This window comes from Anaerococcus sp. Marseille-Q5996 (genome assembly GCF_946893725.1).
In the GTDB taxonomy this organism is placed as follows: Bacteria; Bacillota; Clostridia; order Tissierellales; family Peptoniphilaceae; genus Anaerococcus; species Anaerococcus martiniensis.
Map to the genome: position 1 here is coordinate 113522 of NZ_CAMPPE010000004.1, position 12780 is coordinate 126301.

A 12780-nucleotide genomic window follows, 5' to 3' on the forward strand; every position below is an offset into this window, starting at 1 on the left:
CCACAATCGATATAATATATTGATAGAATTTACTAGTTTGAAAGAAGGAATTATGAAAAGAGATGACGTTAGAAATGTAGCCATTATTGCCCACGTAGACCATGGTAAAACTACCCTAGTAGATGGACTTTTAAAAAGTTCTGGTACTTTTAGGGACAACCAAGAGGTTAACGAGAGAGTAATGGACTCAAACAGTATTGAAAAAGAAAGAGGAATTACAATTCTTTCTAAAAATACTGCTATTCATTATAAGGACAAAAAAATAAATATTATAGATACACCAGGCCACGCGGACTTTGGTGGTGAAGTAGAACGTGTTTTAAATATGGCTGAGTCTGTAGTTTTGGTTGTAGATAGCCACGAAGGACCTATGCCACAAACAAAATTTGTATTAAGAAAGGCAATTGAACTTGGCTTGCCTGCTATCATTTGTATAAACAAAGTAGATAGGCCAGACCAAAGGATTGATGAAGTAGAAGATGAGGTCCTAGATTTATTTATCTCACTTGATGCAGATGAATCTTACCTAGAAAGTCCTTTTGTCTATGCATCAGCTAAAAATGGCTGGGCATCTTTAGAAAAAGGCACTGTAAAAAATGATATGATAGACTTACTTGATACAATTATCGAACATACTCCAGCCTTTGAAGCAGATGAAGCTGCTCCATTTAAAGTTTTGGTATCAACTACTGACTACAACTCATTTTTAGGTTCTATTGCTATTGGTAAGGTAGAACAAGGTATCATTAAGAAAAACGCCAATGCAGTAATTACAAATTATAATGAAGAAGACCGACACGAAAGATCAAAAATTGTAACAATTTACGAATTTGACGGCCTAGATAGGGTAGAAGTAGAAGAAGCAAAATTCGGATCAATTGTTGCCCTATCAGGTATGGAAGACATTTCCATTGGAGATACTATCGGTACAGAAGAAGATAGCCAGCCAATAGAATTTACAAAAATATCTGAACCAACCCTTTCTATGACATTTTCAGTAAATGACTCACCATTTGCTGGCCGTGATGGTAAATTTGTAACCAGCCGCCATTTAAGAGAAAGATTATTTAAAGAAAAAGAGACAGATGTTTCGCTTAAAGTAGAAAATACTGACTCTACAGAAAGTTTTAAGGTCTCAGGACGTGGAGAACTTCACCTATCAGTTTTAATTGAAAACTTAAGACGTGAAGGCTACGAGTTCCAGGTTTCTAAACCAGAAGTAATGTTTAAAGAAATCGATGGAAAAAGAAATGAACCGATTGAAATTGCAACAATTGACGTTGACCAAGAATACACTGGATCAGTTATAGAAAAACTTGGACGTAGAAAAGGTGAACTTATCGATATGACACCAACTTCTTCAGGCTATACAAGAATGATTTTTAGAATCCCAGCACGTGGATTAATTGGTTATAGAACTGAGTTTTTAACAGATACAAAGGGGACAGGTATTCTAAACTCAGAATTTGAAGAATACGCTCCATATAAGGGTGATATAGAAACTCGTCAAGACGGATCACTTATTGCAAGTGAACAAGGAATTGCAAGAGCCTATGGGTTAAATTCTGCCCAATCACGTGGACTTTTATTTATCGAAGCAGGAGATGAAGTTTACGAAGGGGAAGTGGTTGGTATGAATGCAAAAGGCCTTGATATAGATGTAAATGTCTGCAAAACCAAAAAGCTAACCAACACTCGTGCATCAGGATCAGATGATGCCATTATCTTAACTCCACCAAAGAAAATGAGTGTTGAAGAGATGATGGAATTTGTAGAAGATGATGAGCTAATCGAAGTTACCCCAAACAATCTAAGAATTAGAAAAAGAATCCTAGATAGCAATCTAAGATACAAATCAAAAAAGAATAAATAAGAGGTAAATATGGATAGAAGGTTTGAAAGAACACTCAGCCAAATTCTAAGTGTTGTGGTTTTGCTAGTGTTTTTAATAACTATTGTATCAGCAAATTTAAATATATGGCTAGTTTCCTACATTTGGGCGGCAGGTTTTATTTTAGCCTGGGCCCTTATGCTTATTTTTGGACTTTATATTTTATTTCAAAAAGAATCATATGGCTGGTCAATATTAGTAGCCATAGTAACAGGCCTTGGATTTGCGATTTTAAGTGTGCCAGCAATCTTAGTCCTAGCAAGATTTATCCCAGGACTTCCAGTAGGACTATCATTTAATAATCAATTTTTAAATGCCAACAGTCAATTGGTTTTATACACCATATTAATAATTGTATATTTTGCTCATGTTATCAATGCTTTAAAGTTAAAAAATAAAAATGAGGAGTACTTAGAATACTCCGAACCTGTTGTAGGTAATGATAAAGAAAATTTAGAAATTAACAAAAATTTGCATAATGACAGTGAAATTGAGTATAATATAACAAAAGACATTGATGAAAAAATAGTCTTTGAATCAGATATTAATGATGATTCTACATATAACACTGAAGAAGTAATTCTTGTGGAAGATTTAACAGATGAAGATATAGAATTTATGAAAGATGAGGAGAACAATGGCTAAAGACAATGGTGTATCATTATCGGTTATCAAAAGACTACCAAAATATTATAGATACCTAGAAAGCATAAACGATCGTGGCATAGTAAGGGTTTCATCAAAAGAATTATCAGAAATTACAGGACTAACAGCAAGTCAAATCAGACAAGACTTAAATCATTATGGATGTTTTGGCCAACAAGGCTATGGATACAATGTGCGTGAGCTAATGGATGAGCTTTCAAAAATAATTGGTGTCGATAAAAAGTACAAAATGGTCCTAGTTGGTTTTGGAAACATCGGCCATGCACTTTATAAATACAAATCTTTCCAAGATTTAGGTTATCATATCGATGCAGTATTTGATCTAGAAGCAAGAGAAGCCAATGAAAATGATCCAGAAATTGTCAGTATAGAGAAACTTCCTGATTACCTAAAAAATAATAAAGTTGATATTGGTATAATTTCTACACCAAAAGATGCTAGCCAAGAAGTTTGTGATATACTTTGCGATGGAAATGTAGATGGGATTTGGAACTTTTCTCCAGTAGATATAAAGACAAAAAATGATGTTGTCCTTGAAAATGTGCACCTTGATGAATCCTTATTTACATTAACCTACTTCATCAATTCTCCAGAGGACTTTAATTTTTAAAAATGAATATACTTACAGCAAGCAATTTGAGTAAATCATATCCGACCAAGGACATATTTACAAATGTAAGTTTTAAGATTGAAAAGGGTGATAAAGTTGGGCTCATTGGTATAAATGGGGCTGGCAAATCCACCCTTTTTAAAATTCTAATGGGAGAAAACGAAAAAGACTCCGGTGAAGTTTACATACCAAATAATGTTAAAGTTGGATATCTAGAACAAATACTTTCTATAGACTATCATATAAGTATCTATGATTATTGCATGAAAGTTTTTGATGATATTATCGATATAGAAGCAAATTTAAGAAAAATTGAACAAAAATTAGCAAATCCTGACTTAAAACCAAACCAAATGGATAATCTTTTGGCAGAACATAGTAAATTATTTGAAAAGTTTGAGGAAAAAAACGGATACGCCATCAAATCTGAGCTAGAAGGCACCCTAAAAGCCATGGGATTCAGCGAAGAAGACTTTGATAAGGATATTATAAACCTATCAGGTGGGCAAAAAGCAAGGGTAGAGCTGGCTTATTTACTTTTAGAAAAACCAGATTTAATACTCTTAGATGAGCCAACCAACCACCTAGATATTGGGGCTATCAGGTTTTTAGAAAACTTTATCAAAAATTATTCTGGATCAGTAATAGTAATTTCCCACGACAGGTATTTTTTGGATAATACTGTAAACAGAATATTTTTGCTAGAAAATGGCGGACTTACAACTTATAATGGGGATTACACTATGTTTGTAAAAAAACGTAAAAAAGACCTAGAAGTTCGTATGCATCAATATAAAAACCAGCAAAAAGAAATCGACCGACAGGAAGAAATCATCGACCGCCTAAAAAACCAAGGTGGGTCAAAAAGAAAAAGAGGTATTTCCCAATCCAGATCACGCCAAAAACTTTTGGATAAGATGGAAAGAATAGAAATGCCAGAAACTATCCAAAATTCCATGAAGCTAAAATTTACTCCTCGCATCCAAAGTGGGGAAGATGTTCTGAAGGTTGAGAGCTTAGAAAAATCTTTTGCAGATAAGAAAATTTTTGAAAATATTTCCTTTAACCTATATCGCAACGAGAGAACTGCAATAATAGGTGAAAATGGGGTTGGAAAAACAACTCTTTTTAGGATAATAATGGGCCAAGAAATGCCATCAGCCGGCAAAGTTAAAGTTGGCCAAAGCGTAAATATAGGTTATTTTGACCAAGAGCAAAAATCTTTAAAGCTATCAAATACAATTTTTGAAGAAATAAGTCAGACTTATCCAATGATGACAAATTTTGAAATCAGGTCCTATCTTGCCAAATTTATGTTTTATGAAGATGATGTTGATAGGGAAATTGCAGAACTTTCCGGAGGTGAGCGTGCTAGGATTTCTCTATTAAAGCTTATGATTTCAGATACAAATTTCATTTTGATGGATGAGCCAACCAATCATTTGGATATTGATTCTAAAGAAATTTTAGAAGATGCCATACTTGATTACGAAGGGACTATGCTAATTATTAGCCACGACAGATATTTCCTAAATAAGATAGCAGGCAAAATTTTAGATATGAAATCTGATGGCATGGACGAATATTTGGGTAACTATTCTTATTATGAAAATAAACTTAGGGAACAAAGTCAAAGTATAGAACAGAGTCAATCTATAAGCAAGACCCAACTAGTCAAAGAAAAGAAAAAACAAAATCTAAAGAAAAATGAAATTAAGAAAATAAAAAATGATATTAGGGATGCTGAAAATGAGATGGAAGCAATTGAAAATGAAATTGCAAGCCTAACTGACCTAAGCCTGGCCCCAGATTTTTATGCTGACCAAGAAAAAGTAGTAGAAACTTTTGCAAAGATTAAGGAATTAGAAGAAAGAAAAAAAGTCCTTGATGAAAAATGGTTGGACCTTAGCATGAGCCTTGAAGACTAATATCATTTGAGAGGAAAAAAATGAAAAAAGATGAAAAAAATGAATTAGACCAACAATCAAAAAATAATTTAAAAGTAGGCCTTATCTTACTTTTAACATTTTTTGCAATCTGGTATATAGAGCCTATTGGCAAATTTTTAGTGGCTACCTATGCAGTTTTTAGACCGATATTACTAGGCTTTGCCATAGCCTTTGTGATTAATTTGCCTATGAATTTTTTCCAAGAAAAAGTTTTTGGTAAGGTAATCGATCCTTTAAAACACAAAAAATTGGTAGTTGCACTTTCGCTTATAGTCAGCTGGCTAATCTTTTTTGCTGGAGTAAGTATACTTTTAGTCGTTGTTATTCCAGAATTTATCAATGCCCTTCAAACAGGTATTACTAACCTGCCAGTATTTATGGATTCACTTTTAGAATATACAGAAAAATTCCCAGCTATCCACAAGCAGGCAGTCCAATTTAAAGACTATTTCCAAGACCTAGATGTGGTTAAAATTTCAGATGCAGTTACAGCCTATATTAGTGGAGACAGTTCGAATTTATTAAATAGGGCTCAAAATATCCTATCATCAGTAGGATCAGGATTAATAGCTGTGGCCATGGGATTTGTATTTTCTATTTATGTAAGCGTAAATAAGAAAAACCTAAGACAAAATGCCAATAAAATTTTATATGCAAACTTCAGCGAAGAAAGAGCAGATAGAATAAATTATTTATTTAAACTAACCTATGATTCATTTTCCAAATTTTTGGACTCAAAGGTCTTATCTTGCATATCACTAGGTATATTTAATTATATTGGTATGAAAATATTAAGAATACCATATGCAGGTATGATTTCTGTTTTGGTTGGCGCTATGGATATAGTTCCATACTTTGGGCCAATTATAGCAGGTGCCTTTGGTATGATTTTGATATTCATCCAATCACCAATCCAATCGCTGATTTATATAATATTTTTAGTAATTTTACAGCAAGTTCAAGAAAATATTATATACCCACTAGTAATCGGGAAAAATTCTGGTTTGCCAGCAATTTGGATTTTCCTTTCAGTATTTTTAGGAGGAAGATTGTTTGGTATTTTGGGTATGATTTTCTTTATGCCACTTGCAACGGTAATTTATACTCTGGTGGTCGATCGCACCAATATTAAACTTAAAGAAAAACATATGGATAGGATAACTGTAGCAGAAAAATCCAATCAGACAGTTGAAGAACTTAGACAAAAAGAATTAGATAGAAAAGTTAAATAAAAAAGACCCCATAAGGGGTCTTTTTAAATTGACTTATCTTCAAAAATTACCAGCAGGTAGCCACTTTCAACTTTTATTTTAAAATCCTTGCCACAAGTTTCATTTGATACTCCAAGGGCATTGTCATTTGTTAGATCAAAATTATTTAATTCGTAATATAAACCCTTAATATCAACTCCCTTTACAATATCAGAAAGGGCAAAGATTGAAACATAAAAATCTTCACTATCCTTAATTTTATAATCGAGCTTATCGTCTACAATATGAAAACTTTTATATTTTGATTTTAAAACAACATTTATACCTTTTTTCTTAAACTCCAAGGCATTTGTAATGTTTGCAAATGTGTGAGACTCACGTCCACCTAGGCCACCATAAATAATTATCTCATCATAGCCCCAATCTTCAGCTACCATTAGGGCAGCTTTTGTGTCTGTATAATCTTTTATAGGATTTAATTTTATAACCAAATCCCCCTCAGGTTGATTTGCCGAATCAAAATCACCAATAATCATTGTTGGAGTAATGCCTGCTTCTTTGGCATATAGATGCCCCTTATCAGCTGCAATTACCATATCTTCTTCATTAATCTGATCAAAAAAACCATCAAAATCGCCACCTGCGATTATATAGCACGTTTTCATAAACTCTCCCTTTTGTGTTTCTTAAATCAATTATAACAAATCTGCCATTAGAATAAAAAAATTTTCTAGGGTAAAGTTAAAATAAAAGATTAAAAAGAATTTAGGATAAAAATGAAATTAAAAAATAGCAAAGTAGGAGAATTTGTTCCGGTAAGAGGCAAAAATGGTATCTATTATGGAGGCTATCAAAATGCCCTGGGAGAATTAGGTGTTTCAAAATTTTATAGGGATAGGTCTTGTGTGGTAACTGCATTTACTAATGCTTACCTATATATGTATCATCCTGATGAAAAATTTACTTTAGAAGAGTACAACAACTACCATTATGATTTTTACAAGAAAATCCGTCCCCATATCAACGGTGTACCAACAGCAGAAGCCCTAAACCGCAGAGTAAACCGTATAAGGAGAGATCGAGATTTAAATCTCTATGCTTATATTATGCAAGAATATATTATAAGACGACACAGTACAGAAGAAAAAATTGCCTTTATAAATGAAGGCCTTAGGAAAAATTGCCCAGTCATTTTTATAAACTGGATGAGTAAAAATGTTAAAGTCCTAGCCCACCACGGGGTAACAATCACAGAGTGCAACGATATGGGCGACTACCATGAACTAGTTATTTCTAGTTGGGGGAGAGTTTATAAGGTAAATTTTGAAATTTTTGATAGGCAATTAAAATCATATAGCGGACTAATTTATTTTGAAAGGAATGATTATGAAATATATCAAAGTTGAAGTTTTTGTACCAGCAGATGATAAGTGGCAAGTAATAGAAGGACTAAATGAAAAAGAAATTTTAAAGGATGATGGCTATGATTCTGTATTTGCAGAAAGTGTTGTAACAGGACATTTTATTCCCCTAGAAGGATCAAATCCTGATATAGGAGAAGTTGGTAAGCCTTGTGAAGTAAATGAAGTGAAATTAGAATTTAGAATAAAAGCAGAAGAAAAGGATGAAGTCTTTGAAATTATAAAATCAAATCACCCTTACGAAGTGCCAGTTATAAACTTTATAGAACTCTTATAGGAAAAATTATGCAAGAAAGACTTAAAAGATCAAACGGTGTCCTAATGCCAATTTTTTCTCTTCCTTCACCCTATGGGATAGGAACCTTTGGCAAGGCTGCCTATGAATTCGTAGATTTTTTATCAGAAGCTTCTATAAAATATTGGCAAATTTTGCCCCTAGGTCAAACTTCTTATGGAGATAGTCCCTACCAGGCCTTTTCATCTTTTGCAGGCAACCCATACTTTGTAGACCTTGATATATTGATTGAAGATGGACTTTTAGAAAAAGATGACCTTGAAAATATAAATTTTGGAGATAATGAAAGATACATTGACTATGCCATCCAATACAATATACGCTATAGGATATTAAAAAAAGCCTTTGAAAACTCAAAGGGAAAATTGGATGAAAAAATATCTGAATTTAGAAAAAAAGAAAGTTTTTGGCTAGAAGATTACGCCCTTTTTATGGCAATCAAGCACGATAAACTTGATGTAAACTGGGTGGAATGGGATGAGGACTTAAGAGATAGAAATCCAGATGCCCTTAAAGAATTTAAAGAAAAACACAAAGAAGACATAGATTTTTATATCTTTATCCAATACCAATTTTTCAGCCAATGGCAAAAATTAAAAGCTTACACCAATAGACACAATATTGAAATTATCGGTGATTTACCAATATATGTTGCCTATGATTCATGTGATGCTTGGGTAAATGCAGATATTTTAAAAATCAATCCAGAAACTAAAGAGCCAATTATAGTTGGAGGCGCACCACCCGATGCCTATTCTGAAGATGGACAACTTTGGGGCAATCCAGTTTATGATTGGGAGAAAATGAAAGAGGATTCCTATAGCTTTTGGCAAAAAAGGCTAGAAATGTCATTAAGAACTTATGACCTGCTTCGCCTTGATCACTTCAGGGGATTTGAAAAATATTATGCAATTCCTGCCACAGATGAAAATGCAAAATTTGGCAAATGGGAGCCGGGCGGGGGCTATGATTTTTTTGATTACTTGCTAAAAAAATTTCCTGATAAGCAATTTATAGCAGAGGATTTGGGGTATATCACTAAGGAAGTCGATGCATTAAAAAATCATTACGGCTTTCCAGGCATGAATGTTATCCAATTTGCCTTTGATGGGACTTTCGATAGCAGTTATTTGCCACATAAATATGAAAAAAATTCAGTTGTTTATTCATCAACCCATGATTCATCAACTCTTAAAGGTTGGTTAGAATCACTTGATGATGAAGAATTATCCCTTGTAGAAAAATATTTTGGACTGAAAAATTTAGAAAAAGAGGATTATGTTTGGGAAATCATTAGGTCTTTAATGGCATCAGTTTCTGACCTTGCTATTTTTCAAATCCAAGATTTTTTTGAAATGGGAGATCAAGCGAAAATAAATACTCCATCCACTTTAGGAAATAATTGGAAGTGGAGAGCGAAAAAAGAAGATTTTACAGATTCCTTGCCAATAAAAATCAAGGAAATGTCAAGATTATATGGGAGATATAATGGATAATTTAGCAAAGAATAAGTTTACAGAAGATTATGTAGAAAACCTGCAGAGGATAACTCTTAAAAATTTTGATGAAACAAGCGAAAAAGATAAGTATGATGCCCTTTGTGATACAATTATGGAGCGTATCAACCAAGAATGGAGGGCCAGCAAGAATAAATCCAGATATGAAAGAACTGCTTATTATTTCTCAGCAGAATTTTTAATTGGTAGGTCTTTGGGAAATAATCTGATAAATCTTGGAATTTATGATGAAGTAAAAGAATTACTAGATGAACTAGGAATTGATTTTGAAGCAATCGAAGACTATGAGGATGATGCAGCCCTTGGTAATGGTGGACTAGGGCGTCTAGCTGCTTGTTTTATGGATTCTGCAGCCACCCAAGATATAAATATGTACGGCTATGGTGTTCGCTACCGTGAAGGCATTTTTAAGCAATCTTTTGAAAATGGATTTCAAAAAGAAGAAGGAGATAGCTGGATAAAAGATGGGGACGGTTGGTCAATTAGAGTGGATTCTGACTCTAGAATTGTAAACTTTAGAGATCAAGCTGTAAAGGCAGTCCCATTCGATATGCCAGTAGTGGGCCTTGAAAATGGAAAAGTAAATACCTTAAGATTGTGGCAGGCTGAACCCTTTGAAGAATTTGAATTTGATAAATTTAACAATTTTGAATACGATGCTGCGGTTGCAAAGAAAAATAGGGCTGAGGATATCACAAGAGTCCTATATCCAAATGATATGCAAAGGGCAGGTAAGGTTTTAAGGCTAAAACAACAATATTTCTTTGTTTCTGCCTCTATCCAGGACTTAGTAGCAAAATATAAGAGATATTTTTCTGATGACATGCGCTTTAAAAACTTCCATAACTACCATGTCATACAGCTAAATGACACCCACCCAAACATTGCAATCCCAGAATTAATTAGGGTTTTGGTGGATGAAAATGGCCTGGAATTTGAAGAAGCTTTTGCAATCACTCAAAAAGTTTTTGCCTTTACAAATCACACGGTTTTACAAGAAGCCCTTGAAAAATGGCCAATTGATATTGTTGAAGAGGTAAGTCCAAGGTGTCTAGAAATAATTTATCAAATTAATGATCTTTTGGTAAATAATTTTAAGGAAAAGGGACTTTCTGAAACTGAAATCGACCCATATAGAATTGTAATTTATGACCAAGTTCATATGGCAAATCTTGCAATTTATGTTGGTTTTTCAGTAAATGGTGTAGCAGCCCTTCATACAGAAATCCTAAAAGATGATACTTTTAAACATTGGTATGAAATTTTCCCAGAGAAATTTAATAACAAAACCAATGGTATAACACCAAGAAGATGGTTAGTTTACTCAAACAGAGCCCTTTCAAAATTTATTACAGAAAAACTTGGTACAGAGGATTGGAAATACAATCTAGATGAGCTTAAAGGACTGGAAAAATTTGCTGATGATGAAGATGTTTTAAATGAGCTTTGGGATATAAAACAGGAAAATAAAAAACGCCTTGCTACTTATATCCTAGAAAATGAGGGGATAAAAATTGACCCAGAATCAATCTTTGACATCCAGGTTAAAAGAATTCACGAATACAAACGTCAGCATTTAAATATCCTCCACATTATTTATTTATATCATGAACTTAAGAAAAATCCAGACATGGACTTTTATCCAACTACATTTATTTTTGGAGGAAAGGCAGCACCAGGATATTTTAGAGCAAAGGCCATCATCAAACTTGCAAATGAAGTAGCAAGGGTAGTTAATAATGACCCTGATGTAAATGAAAAATTAAAAGTAGTATTTGTAGAAAACTTCAGAGTATCATATGGGGAAAAAATCTATCCTGCAGCTGATGTTTCTGAGCAAATTTCAACAGCAGGTAAGGAAGCATCTGGTACTGGGAATATGAAATTTATGCTAAATGGCGGACTAACCCTAGGCACCTATGATGGGGCAAATATAGAAATTTTTGACCACGCGGGAGAAGAAAATAATTATCGTTTTGGAGCTACAGTTGAACAGCTAAACGAAATTGACCAATCTTATAATCCAAGAGGCATTTACCAAACTAATATGGATATTAAAGATGCGGTTGAGGCTTTGGTAAATGGAGAGTTAGATGACAATAATTCTTATATGTTCCTTGATATTTATAACGAATTAATAAATCCACAAGATGGATCTCGTGGAGATAGGTATTTTATTTTAAAAGACTTTGAAGATTACAAAAAAGCCCACGAAAAAATAAATAAGGATTATAGGGATAAATTAGCTTGGTCTAGAAAATGTCTGATGAATATTGCAAATGCAGGATATTTCTCATCAGATAGGACAATTATTAATTATGCAGATGAAATTTGGAAGATAGATTCACCAAATTATTAAATTATTTAGAAAGATAGAAAAAATGAATAAAGAAACTATACTTGGATTGCTCATTCCATTTTTAGGTACAACCCTAGGCTCTGCCATGGTTTTTGTCATGAAAGATGAGCTAAATCCAAAAGTACAAAAAGGTTTATCAGGCTTTGCTGCTGGCGTCATGGTGGCAGCAAGCATCTGGTCACTACTAATTCCTGCCATGGATATGGTGGAAGGAAATATGGGGAGGATGAGCTGGATTCCAGCTGTAATTGGTTTTATAATAGGGATTTTGTTTTTATTATTCCTTGATAGTGCTATACCCCACCAACATATTGATTCTGAAGCGCCAGAAGGTCGAAATGTTGAAAACTTAAGAAGAACTACCATGATGGTTTTAGCTGTGGTCATCCACAATATTCCAGAAGGAATGGCAGTTGGAGTTTCCTATGCTGGTGCACTTTTTGGCACAGGAAATGTGAGTTTAGCAGGAGCCCTTGTGCTTTCTATAGGAATTGCCATACAAAACTTCCCAGAAGGAGCAATTATTTCTATGCCACTTCGTCAAGCTGGAGTTGATAAAAATAAGGCTTTTTGGATGGGAGTAGGATCTGGTGCGGTTGAGCCAATTGCAGCATTTATAACAATTTTATTATCACAAATTATGATTCCAATCTTGCCTTATCTATTGGCCTTTGCTGCTGGGGCTATGTTTTATGTTGTAGTAGAAGAACTTATACCAGAAGCAACAGGCGAGGGAGAGGCCCACACAAATATTGGGACTCTTGGTTTTGCAGCAGGTTTTGTAATAATGATGATTCTTGATGTTATGCTTGGATAATAAAACACCTAGACTTAGGTGTTTTTATTTTGCAAAAAACTACC

11 protein-coding genes are annotated in these 12780 nt (G+C 33.7%); 10 read left to right on the forward strand and 1 reads right to left on the reverse strand.

Annotated features, from left to right (window positions below; translation table 11 throughout):
- The first annotated feature begins 52 nt into the window (after positions 1 to 52).
- From typA to OC526_RS06500, 5 genes are read left to right on the forward strand one after another with little or no spacing between them, the layout of a single operon-like run.
- Positions 53 to 1873 (forward strand): translational GTPase TypA, encoded by a 1821-nt coding sequence (typA, locus tag OC526_RS06480; protein ID WP_262122893.1) that lies wholly within the window; start codon positions 53 to 55, stop codon positions 1871 to 1873.
- Positions 1874 to 1882: 9 nt separating this feature from the next.
- Entirely contained in the window at positions 1883 to 2536 is a 654-nt protein-coding gene (locus OC526_RS06485; RefSeq protein ID WP_262122894.1) for a hypothetical protein, read from the forward strand.
- Positions 2529 to 3167: a redox-sensing transcriptional repressor Rex gene (locus tag OC526_RS06490; protein WP_262122896.1), complete on the forward strand. Its 639-nt coding sequence runs from the start codon at positions 2529 to 2531 to the stop codon at positions 3165 to 3167. Before OC526_RS06485 ends, OC526_RS06490 begins: the two co-directional genes overlap by 8 nt.
- A gap of 2 nt (positions 3168 to 3169) precedes the next feature.
- A complete protein-coding gene (gene abc-f / locus OC526_RS06495) occupies positions 3170 to 5095 on the forward strand; it encodes a ribosomal protection-like ABC-F family protein (protein WP_262122898.1) in 1926 nt (641 codons plus the stop codon).
- A 20-nt stretch (positions 5096 to 5115) separates the two neighbouring features.
- Positions 5116 to 6348 carry an AI-2E family transporter gene (locus OC526_RS06500; RefSeq protein WP_262122900.1) on the forward strand — a complete coding sequence of 411 codons (1233 nt, stop codon included), beginning with the start codon at positions 5116 to 5118 and terminating at the stop codon, positions 6346 to 6348.
- Positions 6349 to 6371: 23 nt separating this feature from the next.
- On the opposite strand, the gene OC526_RS06505 is transcribed toward OC526_RS06500, so the two are convergent.
- Positions 6372 to 6992 (reverse strand): thiamine diphosphokinase, encoded by a 621-nt coding sequence (locus tag OC526_RS06505; protein ID WP_262122902.1) that lies wholly within the window; start codon positions 6990 to 6992, stop codon positions 6372 to 6374.
- A gap of 111 nt (positions 6993 to 7103) precedes the next feature.
- Between OC526_RS06505 and OC526_RS06510 the strand changes: the two genes are divergently transcribed.
- The 5 genes from OC526_RS06510 to OC526_RS06530 are packed head-to-tail and all read left to right on the forward strand — an operon-like array spanning position 7104 to position 12736.
- Positions 7104 to 7733: a hypothetical protein gene (locus OC526_RS06510; protein ID WP_262122904.1), complete on the forward strand. Its 630-nt coding sequence runs from the start codon at positions 7104 to 7106 to the stop codon at positions 7731 to 7733.
- Positions 7714 to 8025: a divalent cation tolerance protein CutA gene (cutA, locus tag OC526_RS06515; protein WP_262122905.1), complete on the forward strand. Its 312-nt coding sequence runs from the start codon at positions 7714 to 7716 to the stop codon at positions 8023 to 8025. The genes OC526_RS06510 and cutA overlap by 20 nt, the downstream gene beginning before the upstream one ends.
- Positions 8026 to 8033: 8 nt before the next feature.
- Positions 8034 to 9539, forward strand: coding sequence for a 4-alpha-glucanotransferase (gene malQ / locus OC526_RS06520; RefSeq protein ID WP_262122907.1), 1506 nt, complete (start codon positions 8034 to 8036; stop codon positions 9537 to 9539).
- Entirely contained in the window at positions 9532 to 11919 is a 2388-nt protein-coding gene (locus OC526_RS06525) for a glycogen/starch/alpha-glucan phosphorylase (RefSeq protein WP_262122909.1), read from the forward strand. Before malQ ends, OC526_RS06525 begins: the two co-directional genes overlap by 8 nt.
- Positions 11920 to 11941: 22 nt before the next feature.
- Positions 11942 to 12736 carry a ZIP family metal transporter gene (locus OC526_RS06530; RefSeq protein ID WP_262122911.1) on the forward strand — a complete coding sequence of 265 codons (795 nt, stop codon included), beginning with the start codon at positions 11942 to 11944 and terminating at the stop codon, positions 12734 to 12736.
- The last annotated feature ends 44 nt before the right edge of the window (positions 12737 to 12780 follow it).